At 69.9% G+C, this 15,428-nt stretch carries 13 protein-coding genes; 6 read left to right on the top strand and 7 right to left on the bottom strand.

Features of this window, described 5'->3' with window-relative positions; all coding sequences use genetic code 11:
- Positions 1-16: 16 nt before the first annotated feature.
- Complete coding sequence (groES, locus tag NS331_RS14120) at positions 17-307, bottom strand: co-chaperone GroES (protein ID WP_017757321.1); 291 nt, start codon at positions 305-307, stop codon at positions 17-19.
- A 406-nt stretch (positions 308-713) separates the two neighbouring features.
- Between groES and NS331_RS14125 the strand changes: the two genes are divergently transcribed.
- The 5 genes from NS331_RS14125 (at position 714) to NS331_RS14145 (ending at position 7,108) form a co-directional block, all read left to right on the top strand.
- Positions 714-1,100, top strand: coding sequence for a hypothetical protein (locus NS331_RS14125; RefSeq protein ID WP_153012853.1), 387 nt, complete (start codon positions 714-716; stop codon positions 1,098-1,100).
- 187 nt (positions 1,101-1,287) lie between these two features.
- Positions 1,288-3,441: a TonB-dependent siderophore receptor gene (locus NS331_RS14130; RefSeq protein ID WP_082702477.1), complete on the top strand. Its 2,154-nt coding sequence runs from the start codon at positions 1,288-1,290 to the stop codon at positions 3,439-3,441.
- 30 nt (positions 3,442-3,471) lie between these two features.
- Positions 3,472-4,680: a PepSY-associated TM helix domain-containing protein gene (locus NS331_RS14135; RefSeq protein ID WP_082702481.1), complete on the top strand. Its 1,209-nt coding sequence runs from the start codon at positions 3,472-3,474 to the stop codon at positions 4,678-4,680.
- A complete protein-coding gene (locus NS331_RS14140; protein WP_153012854.1) occupies positions 4,677-4,922 on the top strand; it encodes a hypothetical protein in 246 nt (81 codons plus the stop codon). The genes NS331_RS14135 and NS331_RS14140 overlap by 4 nt, the downstream gene beginning before the upstream one ends.
- A gap of 62 nt (positions 4,923-4,984) precedes the next feature.
- Positions 4,985-7,108, top strand: a complete 2,124-nt coding sequence (locus tag NS331_RS14145) for a TonB-dependent receptor family protein (protein ID WP_082702478.1) — start codon at positions 4,985-4,987, stop codon at positions 7,106-7,108.
- Positions 7,109-8,192: 1,084 nt separating this feature from the next.
- Here the strand turns inward: NS331_RS14145 and NS331_RS14150 are convergent.
- Positions 8,193-9,680 carry a nucleobase:cation symporter-2 family protein gene (locus NS331_RS14150; protein WP_058642619.1) on the bottom strand — a complete coding sequence of 496 codons (1,488 nt, stop codon included), beginning with the start codon at positions 9,678-9,680 and terminating at the stop codon, positions 8,193-8,195.
- Between the two features lie 148 nt (positions 9,681-9,828).
- Between NS331_RS14150 and NS331_RS14155 the strand changes: the two genes are divergently transcribed.
- A complete protein-coding gene (locus NS331_RS14155; RefSeq protein WP_275936465.1) occupies positions 9,829-10,713 on the top strand; it encodes a LysR family transcriptional regulator in 885 nt (294 codons plus the stop codon).
- A gap of 7 nt (positions 10,714-10,720) precedes the next feature.
- Here NS331_RS14155 and NS331_RS14160 read toward each other — a convergent pair whose 3' ends face one another.
- From NS331_RS14160 to NS331_RS14180, 5 genes are read right to left on the bottom strand one after another with little or no spacing between them, the layout of a single operon-like run.
- Positions 10,721-11,446 (bottom strand): ABC transporter ATP-binding protein, encoded by a 726-nt coding sequence (locus NS331_RS14160; protein ID WP_058642621.1) that lies wholly within the window; start codon positions 11,444-11,446, stop codon positions 10,721-10,723.
- On the bottom strand, positions 11,439-12,233 hold the full coding sequence (locus tag NS331_RS14165; RefSeq protein WP_058642622.1) for an ABC transporter ATP-binding protein: 795 nt from the start codon (positions 12,231-12,233) through the stop codon (positions 11,439-11,441). Before NS331_RS14165 ends, NS331_RS14160 begins: the two co-directional genes overlap by 8 nt.
- Complete coding sequence (locus NS331_RS14170; protein WP_058642623.1) at positions 12,230-13,195, bottom strand: branched-chain amino acid ABC transporter permease; 966 nt, start codon at positions 13,193-13,195, stop codon at positions 12,230-12,232. Before NS331_RS14170 ends, NS331_RS14165 begins: the two co-directional genes overlap by 4 nt.
- Entirely contained in the window at positions 13,192-14,055 is an 864-nt protein-coding gene (locus NS331_RS14175) for a branched-chain amino acid ABC transporter permease (RefSeq protein ID WP_058642624.1), read from the bottom strand. Before NS331_RS14175 ends, NS331_RS14170 begins: the two co-directional genes overlap by 4 nt.
- Positions 14,056-14,086: 31 nt before the next feature.
- On the bottom strand, positions 14,087-15,277 hold the full coding sequence (locus NS331_RS14180; RefSeq protein WP_058642625.1) for an ABC transporter substrate-binding protein: 1,191 nt from the start codon (positions 15,275-15,277) through the stop codon (positions 14,087-14,089).
- Positions 15,278-15,428: the final 151 nt, after the last annotated feature.

Below are 15,428 nucleotides of genomic sequence, written 5' to 3' on the forward strand. Positions count from 1 at the left end.
AGATCCGGGGGATTGATTACTTCTCGACGACCGCGAACAGGTCGTCTTCCTTCATGACCAGCAGTTCTTCGCCATCGACCTTGACGGTCTGGCCGGAGTACTTGCCGAACAGCACGCGGTCGCCGACCTTGATGTTCAGGACGACGAAGTCGCCCTTGTCGTTGCGCTTGCCGGGGCCGACGGCCAGGACTTCACCCTGGTCCGGCTTCTCGGCGGCGTTGTCGGGGATCACGATGCCCGAGGCGGTCTTGGTTTCGCTTTCAACGCGCTTGACGATCACGCGATCGTGCAGGGGACGAAGTTTCATTGGGAATCTCCTGGAAGGAACGGAATGAGGTTGCGCGGCGGGCGCCAGGGCCTGCCATCCACTTGGCAGCGGGTGCTGTTAGCACTCACCGCCAGCGAGTGCTAATCATAAGGACTTTTGGCGGCGTTTCAACAGGGCGCCGGCTGACGCAAGACCGCGGCGTGTCCCGCTGGCGTTCGGGCTGCCGTCATGGGTGCGAACAATCGAGGCGATAGAGAGGATCGATTGTTTGCGATATGGAAACGCCATGCTTGCGCCACGGCAGGCAGTGGTGGGCGATTCCGGCCGCATCATTCAACCCACGGCGCCGCTCGAACCCCAGCGCCGGCACCGCCCCGGTGGCCCTCTGGCCCCAGGGCAGGCCTCTTACGGGTTGCGCATCTTCTCTTTCGAAAAGGACAGCATCATGACCAAGACCTCCAAGACCCTCGCCGCCGCCGCCCTGGCCCTCTTCGCCGTGGCCGGCACCGTGCATGCCGAGGAATACGAAGGCGTCCTTCAGTTCAACTCCAACCTGAGCCGCACCGAAGTGCAGGCCCAGGGCGTCGCCGCTGCCCATGGCCCGGACCTGTACGCCGAAGGTGCCATGGCCCACACCACGCCGGTGATGAACGCGCCGCGCCTGCGGGCTTCGGTCCAGGCGGAAGCAGTGGCCGCCGCCCATGCGCCCGATCAGAACGTGAAGGTCGGCTCGCGCGGCGACCAGCGCTTCTTTGCCGGCATCGCCCCCAGCACCGTCGTCGGCGGCACGACGTGGGCCATCGGCCACAGCAGCACCCAGGGCGCCGAATAAGAAGGCGCAAAGCCCATCGCCGGCGACCGCGCCGGCGCGCATCACAGGCGCCTTCGGGCGCCTTTTTCATGGGCGGGCGCGTGCGAAAGCGCCACACGGACGGGGGCAAAAATGAACGGAAGCTGACCGAAGGCCATAGAATAAAAACGATTCGCAATAACATTCCCGGTCCGGACGTCCGCTGCCCATGCCTTTGCCTGCCGTATCCGCTTCATCCATCCGGTCCGCGCCGCCGCGGCTGACGCCGCTGGCGCTGAGCCTGTTGCTGGGCGCGGCCGCGCTGCCCGTCAACGCGCAGCCGGCCACCTCCACGGCGAACGGCGCCGGCGGACCGGCCGGCAGCACGCTGCCCACCGTGCGAGTGGATGCCGAGGCGGTCGAGGAAAGCGCGACCTCCCCGGTGATCGGGTACCGGGCCAAGCGCGGCGCCACGGCGACCAAGACGGACACGCCGCTGGCCGAGACGCCCCAGTCGGTGACCATCGTCACCCGCGACCAGATCGTCGATCAGGGCGCCGCCAGCCTGCAGGACGCGCTGGGCTACGCGGCCGGCGTGCGCTCGGACGCCTACGGCCTGGATTCGCGGACCGACTCGGTGCGCGTGCGCGGTGCCTATCCGGACGTCTACCTCGACGGCCTCAAGCAGGCCTACGGCTACTACACCAGCACCACCCGCACCGACCCCTACACGCTGGAGCGGCTGGAGGTGCTGCGCGGCCCCTCGGGCATGCTCTTCGGCGCGGGCACGGCCGCGGGCGTGGTCAACATGGTCAGCAAGCGGCCGCTGTTCGAGACCCAGCGCGAGGTGGGCGTGCAACTGGGCAGCTGGAACCGCCGCCAGCTGCAGGCCGACCTCACCGGGCCGCTGAATGCCGAAGGCACGCTGGCCTACCGCCTGGTCGCCGTCGCGCGCAAGTCCGACACCCAGGTCGACCACGTGCCGGACGACCGCCAACTGCTCGCGCCCTCGCTCACCTTGCGGCCCACGGCGATGACTTCGCTCACGTTGCAGGGCCTGTGGCAGCAGGACAAGAGCGGCAGCTCGTCGCAGTTCTTCCCATGGCAGGGCACGATCCTGCCCAACCCCAATGGCCGCCTGCGCACCGACCGCTTCATCGGCGAGCCGGGCGACCACTACGACAGCACGCGCCGCACCTTCGGCTGGCAGTTCGAGCACCGCTTCAACGACCAGTGGGCCGTGCGGCAGAACTTCCGCGCGGCCCGCAACGCGAACGACGCGCACTACACCTACGGCGACTTCTTCACCATCCCTGGCGGTTGGGGCGCGGACCCGGTCGGCCAGCGACGCCTGGGCCGCTACACCGACAGCAGCCTCACCCGCAACCAGATCGCCAACCTCGACAACCACGTCGAAGGCCGCTTCGCCACCGGCGCGCTGCAGCACACGCTGCTGGTCGGCGCCGACTTCTCGCGCCAGCACGAGCGCGTGTGGCTGGGTACGAGCTACAGCACCATCGACGCCTATGCGCCGGTGTACGGCAACGTGCAGTCGCCCCTGCGGGCGCCGCGGCCGCGCACCGAGCAGCGGCAGTCGGGCGTCTACGTGCAGGACCAGATGAAGCTCGGCCGCTGGACCTTGGTCGCCGGCCTGCGCCACGACAGCACCAGCAGCCAGTCCGACGGCAGCCAGAAGGCGAGCGACTCGGCCAACACCAAGCGCTTCGGCCTGCTCTACGGCTTCGATTCCGGCTGGGCGCCGTACCTGAGTTATGCCGAGTCCTTCACGCCCCAGTCGCCGCGGCTGGGCCAGACCTTCCAGCCTCTGCGCGGCGAGCAGTGGGAAGCCGGCGTGCGCTACGAGCCGCAGGGCCGTGCGCTGGCCTTCAGCGCCGCCGTCTACGACCTGAAGGAGAAGAACCAGATCGTGCAGACGCTGCCCAGCGTGTTCGACCAGTTGGGCGCCACCCGCACGCGCGGCGTCGAGCTGGAGGCCAAGGGCTCGCTCACGCGCGACCTGGACCTCGTCGCCCATTACAACTACACCGACCTCGATCCGCAGCTCGAAGGCCTGCCGCGCCACCAGGCGAGCGTCTGGGCCAAGTACCGCTTCGCCATCGCCGGCACGCCCGGCTTCTCGGCCGGTGCGGGCGTGCGCTACATGGGCAGCTTCCGCGACACCTCGGGCGGCGCCAGCGGGCCGCAGATCCCCGCCGTGGCGCTGCTGGACCTGGTGTTCGCCTACGAGACCGACCAATGGCGCTACGCCCTCAACGTCAACAACGCCACGGACAAGGTGTACTTCAGCACCTGCCTGTCGCGCGGCGACTGCTGGTGGGGCGCGCGGCGCAACATCGTGGCCAGCGCCACCTACCGCTTCTGATCGACTCCGCCGGAACCCCACGACATGCGCATGGACAGCAAGACCATCAAGACCTGGGCCTGGGTGCACAAATGGAGCAGCATCGTCTGTACGGTGTTCATGCTGCTGCTGTGCCTCACGGGCCTGCCGCTGATCTTCCACCACGAGATCGGCCATCTGCTCGGCACCGAGGTCGAGGCGCCGAAGATGCCCGCCGACACACCGCGCGTGAGCCTGGACCGCGCGCTCGAAGTCGCCCGCGCCCAGCATCCGGACCGCGTGGTGCAGTTCGCCTCGCACGACGAGGACAGCGAGGACATCTGGTTCGTCACCCTCACGCCCACGCCGGCACCCACCGACGACTTCCGTTCGGTCGCCGTCGATGCGCGCACCGGCCAGGTGCTGGCCCAGCCGCGCTTCGACCAGGGCTTCATGTGGATCATGTTCAAGCTGCACGTGGACCTGTTCGCGGGCCTGCCGGGCAAACTCTTCCTGGGGTTGATGGGCTTTCTGCTGCTCGTGGCGCTGGTCAGCGGCACGGTGCTGTACGCGCCCTTCATGCGCAAGCTCGAATTCGGCACCGTGCGGCGTGATCGCCGCCCGCGCGCCAAGTGGCTGGACCTGCACAACCTGCTGGGCATCGTCACGCTGACCTGGGCCTTCGTGGTGGGCGCCACCGGCATGATCAACACCTGGGCCGACCTCGTCATCAAGTACTGGCAGCACGACCAGTTGAGCGCGCTGCTCGCGCCCTACCAGGGCCAGCCGCTGGTGCCGGTGGCCGAGCGCGCGCCGCTGCAGCGCTCGCTCGAGGCGGCGCAGGCCGCGGCGCCGGACAAGCGCCTCTCTTTCATCGCCTTCCCGGGCACGGCCTTCTCCAGCCCGCACCACACCACCTTCTTCCTGCGCGGGCAGGAGCCGCTGACGTCGAAGCTGCTGCAGCCGGTGCTGGTGGATGCGCGCACGGCCGAGGTGACGGCCGCGCCCAGGCTGCCCTGGTACCTGACGGCGCTGCTGGTGTCGCAGCCGCTGCACTTCGGCGACTACGGGGGCATGCCGATGCAGATCCTGTGGGCGTTGCTGGACATCGCGACCATCATCGTGCTGGGCAGCGGCCTCTACCTGTGGTTGCGCAAGGGCGATCCGGCGCATGTGCACAAGGGGCGCGCTGGCAGCACGGCGGTGCCCGCGGCCCCGTCGCACGCCATGCCGTCGCCATCGCAGCCGGCGACGGCGCGTACGCTGGAGTCGCCGCAATGAGTGCCCGTCGAGCCAAAGTGCCGGACGTGCACGCGGACCCCGGGACCGCCCCGGCCAGCAGCGACACCGCGCGTCCGGCCTGGGGCGGCATGTGGGGCTGGCCCCTCGTCTTCAGCGTGTCGACCGCCATCGGCCTCATCTCCTCGCTGTTCAGCGACGGCGGCTTCGGCGACTGGCTGGGCTGGCTGACCCTGGGTGCGCCCGTCGCGGCCTGCCTCTGGTGGGGCTGGATGCGCCGCTGACCACGGCAATCGGCGCCTGCACCGACGCCCGCGGCCCGTGGGCTCCCGCAGAATGCGCGCCCATGACGACATGGCGCATGGCGAAGACGGTGGGTGTGGTGGTGGCAGCGGCACAGGCGGGTGCCGTGGCGGCCCAGGTGACGGCGGCCGGGCAGTTGCCCGAAGTGACCGTCAGCACCCCGGGTGGCCCGCAGCCGGTGTTCGCCGTACCGGGCTCGGTGGACCGGGTGGAAGGCGCCGACCTGCGCGACAACCGCCTGGGCGTGCAGCTGAGCGAAGGCCTGGGCGCCGTGCCCGGCCTGCAGATCCGGGACCGGCAGAACTTCGCGCAGGACCTGCAGCTCTCCATCCGCGGCTTCGGCGCCCGCTCCACCTTCGGCGTGCGCGGCGTGCGGCTGTACGTGGACGGCATCCCCGCCACGCTGCCCGACGGCCAGGGCCAGACCTCCAACATCGACATCGCCTCGCTGGAGCGCATCGACGTGCTGCGCGGACCGTTCTCGGCGCTGTACGGCAATTCCTCCGGCGGCGTGGTCCAGGCCTTCACTGCACCGGGTGAGGCGCCGACCCGCCTGTCGTACAGCCTGGCCGGTGGCAGCGACGGCACCTGGCGCACCGGCATCGTCGGCAGCGGCCGGCAGGGCGCCGTCGACTGGCGGCTCAGCGCCAGCCGCTTTTCCACCGACGGCTGGCGCGCGCACTCGGCCGCCCAGCGCGACCTGGCCAACGGCCGCGTCGGCATCGACCTGGACCAGGGCGGCACGCTGACGCTGGTGTTCAACCGCGTCACGGTCGATGCGCAGGACCCGCTGGGCCTGACCGCGCAGCAGTTCGCCACCTCGCCGCGCAGCGCCGACGTGGCGACGCAGTACAACACCCGCAAGACCGTCACCCAGAGCCAGGCCGGTGTGGTGTTCGAGCAGCCGCTGGGCGCGCAGCAGTCGGTGCGCGTGATGCTCTATGGCGGCGAGCGTGGCACCACGCAGTACCAGGCCATCCCGCCTTCGGCCCAGCAGAACCCGCGCCATGCCGGCGGCGTGATCGACCTGGACCGCCACTACGCCGGCGCCGACCTGCGCTGGATGGGCAAGTTCGACCTGGCGGGCCGGCCCTTCGAGCTGGTGGCCGGCCTGGGCTACGACAGCCTGCGCGAATGGCGCCGCGGCTACGAGAACTACCTCGGCAGCCCGGCGCAGCCGCTGCTGGGCGTGCAGGGCCGGCTGCGTCGCAACGAGCGCAACGAGGTCTTCAACGTCGATCCCTATGCCCAGGCCACCTGGCGTTTCGCGCCCGACTGGTCGGCCGAAGTCGGCGTGCGCCGCAGCCGGGTGCACTTCGATTCGCAGGACCGCTACGTCACCGCCGCCAACGGCGACGACAGCGGCACCGCCACCTACAGCCGCACCTTGCCGGTGGCCTCGCTGCGCTGGACGCCGATGCGCGACCTGGCGCTGTACGTGTCCGCCGGCCGCGGCTTCGAGACGCCGACGCTCAACGAGCTCTCCTACCGTTCCGATGGCGTGGGCGGCCTCAACTTCGGCCTGCAGCCATCGGTGAGCGACAACGTGGAGTTGGGTGCCAAGGCGCGCCTGGCCGGCGGCCTGCTCACGGCCGCGTTGTTCCAGACGCGGACGAAGGACGAGATCGTCACCGACACCAACGTCGGCGGCCGCTCCACCTTCCGCAATGCCGGCCGCACCCAACGCCAGGGCGTGGAGCTGGGCTGGCAGCACGAGACCGAGAACCACTGGCGCACGCAGCTGGCCTACACCTGGCTGGACGCGCGCTACCAGGACGCATTCTGCACGCCCATGCCCTGCACCGCCGCCAACCTGGTGCCGGCCGGCCGCCGCCTGCCGGGTGTGGCCAGCCAGTCGCTGTACGCCGCATACGGCTGGATGCCCCCTGAGGGTTGGCGCGCCGGCGCCGAACTGCGCGCCGTGGCCAAGGTCTGGGCCAACGACCTGAACACAGCCCGTGCGCCGGGCTATGCGGTGGCGGCGGTCCACGCCGGCTATGTCCTCAAGCTCGGCCGCTGGGACCTGAACGCCTTCGCCCGCATCGACAACCTGTTCGACCGGCGCTATGCGGGCTCCGTGATCGTCAACGAGGGCAATGCGCGCTACTTCGAGCCTGCGCCGGGGCGGACGTGGACGGTGGGGCTGGGCGGCACGTACAGCTTCTGACGGAAGAGGGGGGTGGGGGTTGTTCCTCGCGGCCCCGTGCTCGGCGCTCCTGGCGTGCTGCTGGGTGGTCCTTCATCTTTGGTCTTTGGTCTTTGGTCTCGGGTCTCGGGTCTCGGGTCGGTTGAACGAGAGTTGCGCCTCTTGACCCGGCAGAGGGCGCCGGCATGCGTTCTCCGGCACCGCGTCGCGCTCACCGACTTGCTGCACGACACGGGTGCTCGCTCTCCACCGACGCGCTTACGGCACTGCACGGCGCCGCGAATGGGGCGCCTCCGCCCGCACGCCGGCACCCTCCGCCTCGACGGTGCGCCCGAACCGCGCGGATTGGGTGATTCGGGCCTCGGGGCAGTTGGGGCGGGGGCGGCACGGCGGCACGGCGGCGCAGGGCGCGGCTTCGACAAGCTCAGCCTGGACGGTGGGAACTTGATCGGATGGGTTCGCGTGAACGGCAGGGACTGATCAATTGGCCAAGCTTGAATGCCGCGGACTGATCAATCGGCCCAGGCTGAATGCCGGGACCTGATCAAGCCGCCGAGCCCGAATGGCGGGGATCGGGTGCGCGGCTGCTCGCTGGCCGCGCTTCATGAATGACCTGACTCAGGCTGTCCAGCACGCCCCCAACCGTTCAGGCTGAGCTTGTCGAAGCCCGTTCCCGCCTCGACGGTCTCGCGCCGGCGTCGTGGCAAGCAGGACCCCGCCAGCCAACGGTGCCGAAGCCGGGCGGTTCACCGCGAGGCCAAGGCGGAGGATGCCGGCGTGCGATCGGAGGCGCCCCATTCGCGGCGCCGTGCAGTGCCGAAAGCGCGTCGGTGGAGAGCGAGCACCCGTGTCGTGCAGCAAGTCGGTGAGCGCGACGCGGTGCCGGAGAGCGCATGCCGGCGTCCTCTGCCGGTTAGCGTCCCGGGGGCTGGCACAGCGAGAACGACAGCGCTTCCACTCACAAGCCACAAGCCACAAGCCACAAGCCACAAACCGCAAACCGCAAACCAAAACTACAAGCAGCAAGCAGCGGCCCAGCGAAAAAAGCCGCCCGGAATCCCGGGCGGCTCAATCACACGCGAGTCTGCGCGAGACCGTCCAATGCTCAGTGCGCCTCCGCCTGCCGAGCCGCCGCGATGCTCGCCGCCGCGTCGTGCCGCGCGCCGTTGAGGAACAGGTTCAGCACCACCGCCGTGATCGAGGTCAGCAGGATGCCCGACTCGATCAGCGGATGGATGCCGTGCGGCATCCACTGCTTGAAGTTGGGCGCCAGCAGCGGAATCATGCCGATGCCGATGGAGACGGCCACGATCATGGCGTTGTGGCGGTTGGTCTTGAAGTCCACGCCGCTCAGGATGCGGATGCCGGTGGCCAGCACCATGCCGAACATCACCAGGCCGGCGCCGCCCAGCACCACCGTGGGCAGCGATTCCACCAGCGCCGCCATCTTGGGCAGCAGGCCCAGCACGATCAGGATCACGCCGCCCGCCACGCACACGAAGCGGCTCTTCACGCCCGTCACCGCCACGAGGCCCACGTTCTGCGAGAAGCTGGTGTAGGGGAAGGTGTTGAAGATGCCGCCGATCAGCGTGCCCAGGCCGTCGGTGCGCAGGCCGCGCGCCAGATCCTGCTGGCCCACCGGGCGATCGGTCATCTCGCCCAGCGCCAGGAACATGCCGGTCGACTCGATCATCACCACGATCATCACCAGGGTCATGGTGAAGATCAGCACCGGGTCGAAGATCGGCATGCCGAAGTGGAAGGGCAGCACCACGTCCACCCAGGCGGCCTTGGCCACCTTGTCGAAGGTCATCAGGCCCATGGCCGCCGCCGCGATGGCGCCGATGACGATGCCCAGCAGCACCGAGATGTTGGCCAGGAAGCCCTTGGCGAACTTCACGATCAGCAGGATGGACACCAGCACCAGCGCCGAGATGCCCACGCCCGTGAGGTCCGCGTACTTGGGATTGGGCACCGTGGGCATCAGCGCCAGGCCCTTGGGCGCCGGCGGCAGCGAGGAGCCGGGCGAGGTGACGTCGGCCAGCCACTTGGCGTAGGCCGGGTCGACCACCGCCGGGGCCGTCGGGCCCACCGGGTTGCCGAAGATCCAGTTGATGCCCACGCGCATCAGCGTGATGCCGATGACCGCGATGATGGTGCCGGTCACCACCGGCGGAAAGAAGCGCAGCATGCGGCTGACCAGCGGCGCGATCAGGATCGCCACGATGCCCGCGCCGATGATCGAGCCGAAGAGCAGCTGCGCCCCAGCCTGACCCGGGTTGCCGTTGGCGATCGCCACCATCGGCGCCACCGAGGCGAAGGTCACGCCCATCATCACCGGCAGCCGGATGCCGAACCACTGCGTGGCGCCCAGCGCCTGGATCAGCGTGACCAGGCCGCAGCAGAACAGGTCGGCCGAGATCAGCAGCGCCACCTCGTCGGGGCTGAGCTTGAGCGCGCGGCCCACGATCAGCGGCACCGCGACGGCGCCGGCATACATCACCAGCACATGCTGCAGGCCCAGCGCGGCCAGCTTGCCGCCGGGCAGCTTCTGGTCGACGGGGTGGACGGACAACGAAGCAGACGAACTCATGGGGACGAACTCCTCGCCCTCATCGTGGGGCTGGCGCGAAGCATAGAGAAAGCCAAAAATCGGCAAAGACGCTCAATCCGATAATTCAATCGCGTCTGCCGATCAATGGACGCAGAAAGGGCGGTTTCCCTTGGCAATCAGGTCTTCCTTGCCGGAGCTCAGGGTTTTCCTGGCTGTGGCCGAAAGCGGCCATTTCACGCGGGCGGCGGAGCGTCTGGGCATGTCGCAGTCCTCGCTCAGCGCCGCGCTGGGCAAGCTGGAGCGCGAGCTGGGCGCGCGCCTGTTCGACCGCCACACCCGCGCCTGCCGCATGACCGATGCCGGCGCGGCGCTGCTGCCGGCCGCGCGCCGGCTGGTGGCGGACTGGGACCACCTGGTGGCCGATGCGCAGGACTTCGGCCGCTTCGCCCGGGGGCGCGTGGCGGTGGCGGCGCCCAATGCCCAGTGCGCGCTGCTGCTGCCGCCGGTGATCCGCGCCTTCGGCGAATCGCATCCCGGCGTGCGGGTGGTGCTGCACGACGTGCCGGAGCACGAGGTGCATGCGCTGGTGCGCAGCGGCGCGGCCGACCTGGGCATTGCCACGCAGACCGATGCGCGCACCGACCTGGTGGCTTCGCCGCTGCAGTCGGACGAGTTCGTCGCGGTGATGGCGCCCGACCATCCGCTGGCGGCGCGCCGGTCGCTGGAATGGTCGCAGCTGGCGCGTGCGCCGGTGATCGGCTATCTGCCCGGCAACCCCGTGCGCACGCTGCTGGAGGAGAAGCTGGCCGCGCGCGGCATCGCGCTGGACTATGCCTTCGAGATCGCGCTGCCGTGGACCATGATGGGCCTGGCCCGCGAAGGCCTGGGCGTGGCGGTGGTGACGATGGCGCTGCGGCCGCTGGCGGCCTGGCACGGCCTGCAGGTGCGCACCGTGGGCCGGCCGCAGGTGGCGCGCATGCTGACGCTGCTGCGCGCACCGGCCCATTCGCCGTCGCCGGCGGTGGCGGCCTTTCGCGACCAGCTGATGGCGGCGACGGGCGCGCGACTCTGAGGCTGCCTCAGGCGCCTTCTGCGGCGATGCCCACGCCCAGAAGCCCTTCCAGCAGTGCCGCATCCTGAGCCAGCGCCGCGCTCGGCCCGGCGTGGACGACGGTGCCGCGCTCCAGCACCAGCGCGTCGTGCGTCATCTCCAGGGCCAGCACCGGATGCTGCTCCACCACCACCGAAGCCAGGCCTTCGCCTTCGCACAGCTGGCGGATGGCCGCGGCCAGTTCTTCCACCACGATGGGCGCGAGGCCTTCCATCGGCTCGTCCAGCAACAGCAGCGACGGGTTGGTCATCAGCGCGCGGCCGATGGCCAGCATCTGCTGCTCGCCGCCGGACAGCTGGTGGCCCTGATTGGCGCGCCGCTCGCGCAGGCGCGGGAAGAGGCCGTACACGCGTGCCAGCGTCCAGGTACCCGGCCGCGCGATCACGCGCAGGTTTTCCTCGACCGTGAGCGAGGGGAAGACCTCGCGCGCCTGCGGCACCCAGCCGAGGCCGGCGCGGGCGCGGCGGTGCGGCGCCCAGCCGGTGATGTCCTGGCCCTGCCAGCGGATGGCGCCGCGCGTCACGCGGGTGTGGCCCATCAGCGTCTCCAGCAGCGTGGTCTTGCCCACGCCGTTGCGGCCCAGCAGCGCGAGGCTGCGGCCGGGCGCGAGCGAGAAGCTCAGCCGGTCGAGCACCACCGCCTGGCCGTACCCGGCGACCACGCCGTCGAAGGCGAGCTGCGCGGTCTCAGCCATGCGCGGGCTCCTGCGTACGGGCGACGGGCAGGTGCGCGTGGGCGCGGCCCAGGTACACCTCGCGCACCCGCGGGTCGGCGGCGATCTCGGCGGGCGTGCCCTCGGTCAGCAGCTGGCCGGCCACCAGCACCGTGATGCGCCTGGCGAAGCGGAAGACGAGCTGCATGTCGTGCTCGATGAACAGCACCGCCACGTCGGCCGGCAGCGAGGCGACGGCGTCGAAGATCTCGCCGCTCTCGTCCTTGGGCACGCCGGCGGCGGGCTCGTCCAGCAGCAGCACGCGCGGGCGGGTGGCCATGGCCAGGGCGATCTCCAGCAGGCGCTGCTTGCCGTAGGCCAGTTCGGCGACGGGCACCTGGGCCAGGTCGCCCAGCCGGAGCAAGGCCAGCAGGCGTTCGGCCTCCTCGTGCAGCGGGCGGTAGCGGGCGACGGGCTTCCACCACACGGCGCCGATGCGCTCGCGCTCGGCCAGGGCCAGCAGCACCGACTGCAGCGGCGTCAGCCGCGGGAAGAGGGCGTTGATCTGGAAGGTGCGCGCCAGCCCGCGGCGCACGCGGGCATCGGGCGACCAGGCGGTCACGTCCTGCCCGTCCAGTTGGACGCGGCCCTGCGAGGGCTTGAGCACGCCGGTCAGCAGGTTGATCAGCGTGGTCTTGCCCGCGCCGTTGGGGCCGATCAGCGCATGCCGGTCGCCGGCGGCCAGCGACAGGTTCACGCCGGACACGGCCTGGAAGGCGCCGAAGCGCACGCCGAGGTCGTCGGTCTGGAGCAGCGGCGGGGCCGTCATGCGGCACCTCCCGCGTCGCGGCGCGAGCGCTCGGTCAGCCGCGCCAGCAAGCCCATCAGCCCCCCGCGCCCCACCAGCACCGCGCCGATCAGGAACAGCCCCAGCCAGAACATCCAGTACTGTGGATTCATGTCGGCGAAGCGGTCGTGCACCAGCATGTAGACCACCGCGCCCAGCATGCCGCCATAGAGCCGCCCGGTGCCGCCCAGCACCAGGATGATCAGCACCTCGGCCGAACGGTTGAAGCCGATGGACTCGATGCCGACGAACTGCGTGGTCTGCGCCAGCAGCGCGCCGGCGATGGCCGCCACGCCGGCCGAGAAGGCATAGGCCATGCGCAGGCGCGCGTCCACCGGCGCGCCCAGCGCCAGCATGCGCCTGCGGTTGTCGTGGATGCCGCGCAGCGCCATGCCGAAGGGCGAGCGCAGCACCCGCCGCACCACCAGGAAGACGGCCAGCACCACCACGAAGCTGTAGACGAAGGCGGTGCGGCCGAAGAAGTCGAACTCGAAGCGGCCCAGCAGCGGCGACACCGCCATGCCCTGCAGGCCGTCGGTGCCGCCGGTGATGGCCGACAGCCGGTTGGCCAGCTCGTACAGCAGCACGCACACGGCGATGGTGATCATCAGCCGCGCCAGGTCGGTGCCGCGCACCACCAGCCAGCTCAGCAGCCAGCCCAGGGCCAGGCCCACCGCCAGCGCCACGGCCAGGCCGCTGACGGGCTCGCCCCAGCCATGTTTGGCGAGCAGCCCGGCCGCATAGGCGCCGGCGCCGAAGAAGGCCGCATGGCCGACGGTGAGGATGCCCGCATAACCCAGCGCCATGTCCAGCGACACGGCGAACAGGCCGAAGATCAGCACCTGGCTCATCAGCGTGAGCTGCTCGGGCATCAGGAAGAAGCTGCTGGCCAGGGCCGCCCAGAAGGCGACTTCGGCGGCAAGCTGAGGTCGTGACGTGCTCATGCCGTCACCCCCTTGCGCACCACCAGCCCATGGGGGCGAAGCAACAGCATCACGATCATCACGCCGTAGATCAGGAAGGCGCCGGTCTGCGGCAGGTAGTACTTGCCGGCGACGTCGACGATGCCCACCAGCAATGCGGCTGCGAAGGGCCCGGTGATGGTGCCTGCCCCGCCCACGCACACCACCAGCAGGAAGTACACGAGGTACTTGAGCGCAAAGCCGGGCTCCAGCCCCAGCACGCCCAGGCTCAGCGCGCCGCCCAGGCCCGCCAGGCCGCAGCCCAGCGAGAAGGTCAGCAGGAAGAGCCGCTGCACATGGATGCCCGTGCCGGCGGCCACACGCTGGTTGTCCACTGCGGCGCGCACCATGGCACCGTAGCGCGTGCGGCCCAGCGCCAGCAGCAGCGCGGCCAGCACGGCAAGGCCGCAGCCGATCAGGAACAGCCGGTAGCGCCCCACGCCGACGCCGGCGATCGCCACCTGGCCCTGCAGCCAGCCGGGCAGCGTGAAGGGCTGCAGCGTGGGCCCGAAGAACCACGTGAACGCGGCGATGGAGACGAACACCAGGCCGATGGACAGCAGCACCTGGTCCAGCGGATGTGCGCGGTAGAGCCGCCGGTACAGCAGCCATTCCAGCACCGCGCCCAGCAGTGCCGAGGCGACGAAGGCCGCCAGCAGCGCCAGGCCGAAGCCCACGCCGTGCGCATTCATCAGCACCGCCGCCGCGTAACCGCCCGCCATGGCGAAGCTGCCGTGGGCCAGGTTGACGAAGTTCATCAGCCCCATGGTCACCGACAGCCCCACCGCCATCAGGAAGAGGAGCATGCCGTAGGCCACCCCGTCGAAAAGCACGACCGCCATCTGCCGCTGTTCCCTGTCGCGCGCGGGCGCCTTACTTGCCTTCCTTGGCCGGGTCCTTCACGCGGTCGAACTTGTCGAACTCCACGTTGACCAGCTGCCCATCCTTGGTCTTCTCGACCTTGCGGATGTAGACCGTCTGCACGATGTCGCGCGTGGCCGGGTCGATCTCGATGGGGCCGCGCGGGCTTTCGAAGGCCAGGCCCTTGAGCGCTTCCATCACCTTCTCGCCGGACGCATCGGCGCCGGCCTTCTTGTAGGCCAGGTCGATGGCGGTCATGGCGTCGTAGGCGGTGATGGCGAAGTAGCTGGGGCGCATCTGGGTGCCGAACTCGGCCACGAAGTCCTTCACGAACTTCTCGTTCTTGGCCGACTTGTGGGCATAGGAATAGTGGTGCGCCGTCACCAGGCCCAGCGCCACGTCGCCGGTGGCCTGCAGGTAGCTGTCGTCGGTGGCTTCACCGGTGGCGTAGAGCTTGATGCCCGCTTCTTCCATGCCGCGCTCCTTCCAGACCTTGAGGAAGGCTGGCGGCATCACGCCCGAGGGGAAGAAGAAGAACACGGCCTGCGGCTTGGCGTCCTTGATGCGCTGCACGTAGGCCGAGAAGTCGGGGTTGTTCATGGGCGTGCGCACCTCGCCCACCACCTTGCCGCCGCCTTCGGTGAAGGCCTTCTTGAAGGCCGTCTCGGCGTCGGTGCCCGAGGCATAGTCGGCGACCACGGTGTAGGCCTCCTTGACGCCGTTGCGCAGCATCCAGCGGGCCATCGGGTCGGCCATCTGCTGCACGGTGAAGGAGACGCGCGCCACGTACGGCGAGCTGGTGGTGATGCCCGACGAGGCGGCGTTCATCACCACCACCGGCACCTTGGCCTGCGCCGCCACGGCGCCGACGGCATAGGCGTTGGGGCTGAAGTCGAGGCCGGTGAGCACGCTCACCTTGTCGCGCACGATCAGCTCCTGCGCGATGCGCTTGGCGGCATCGGGCGCGGGGCCGGCGGTGTCCTTCTTGACGATCTCCACCGTGCGCCCGGCGATCTTGCCGCCGTGCTCCTTGAGGTACAGCGCCACCCCGGCATCGAACTGCCGGCCGTAGTCGGCATAGGGGCCGGAATAGGTGGCGATCAGCCCGATGCGCAGCGGCTCCGCCGCCTGCGCGGCAGCGCCCATCAGGCCCAGGCAGGCCATGGCGATCGCGCCGAGGGCGCTTCTCTTGGTGACGGTCATCGCAGAAATCCTCGTTAGAACAGCAAACAAAACCTTGGGCGCAGATGACTGCCCAGCAGGCCAAACGTCAGAAGGCCGCGGAGCAGGCCATGCCGGTGGCACTCGCGGAACTGGCTTTGCCAGGCCGCGGAGTGCGCCCCCTTGAGGGGGG

This window comes from Pseudacidovorax intermedius, assembly GCF_001476815.1.
In the GTDB taxonomy this organism is placed as follows: Bacteria; Pseudomonadota; Gammaproteobacteria; order Burkholderiales; family Burkholderiaceae_C; genus Xenophilus; species Xenophilus intermedius_A.

Bases quoted from the DNA above. Each gene is read 5' to 3' on its own strand.
- groES (WP_017757321.1), bottom strand. From the start codon at position 307: ATGAAACTTCGTCCCCTGCACGATCGCGTGATCGTCAAGCGCGTTGAA.
- NS331_RS14125 (WP_153012853.1), top strand. From the start codon at position 714: ATGACCAAGACCTCCAAGACCCTCGCCGCCGCCGCCCTGGCCCTCTTC.
- NS331_RS14130 (WP_082702477.1), top strand. From the start codon at position 1,288: ATGCCTTTGCCTGCCGTATCCGCTTCATCCATCCGGTCCGCGCCGCCG.
- NS331_RS14135 (WP_082702481.1), top strand. From the start codon at position 3,472: ATGGACAGCAAGACCATCAAGACCTGGGCCTGGGTGCACAAATGGAGC.
- NS331_RS14140 (WP_153012854.1), top strand. From the start codon at position 4,677: ATGAGTGCCCGTCGAGCCAAAGTGCCGGACGTGCACGCGGACCCCGGG.
- NS331_RS14145 (WP_082702478.1), top strand. From the start codon at position 4,985: ATGACGACATGGCGCATGGCGAAGACGGTGGGTGTGGTGGTGGCAGCG.
- NS331_RS14150 (WP_058642619.1), bottom strand. From the start codon at position 9,680: ATGAGTTCGTCTGCTTCGTTGTCCGTCCACCCCGTCGACCAGAAGCTG.
- NS331_RS14160 (WP_058642621.1), bottom strand. From the start codon at position 11,446: ATGGCTGAGACCGCGCAGCTCGCCTTCGACGGCGTGGTCGCCGGGTAC.
- NS331_RS14165 (WP_058642622.1), bottom strand. From the start codon at position 12,233: ATGACGGCCCCGCCGCTGCTCCAGACCGACGACCTCGGCGTGCGCTTC.
- NS331_RS14170 (WP_058642623.1), bottom strand. From the start codon at position 13,195: ATGAGCACGTCACGACCTCAGCTTGCCGCCGAAGTCGCCTTCTGGGCG.
- NS331_RS14175 (WP_058642624.1), bottom strand. From the start codon at position 14,055: ATGGCGGTCGTGCTTTTCGACGGGGTGGCCTACGGCATGCTCCTCTTC.
- NS331_RS14180 (WP_058642625.1), bottom strand. From the start codon at position 15,277: ATGACCGTCACCAAGAGAAGCGCCCTCGGCGCGATCGCCATGGCCTGC.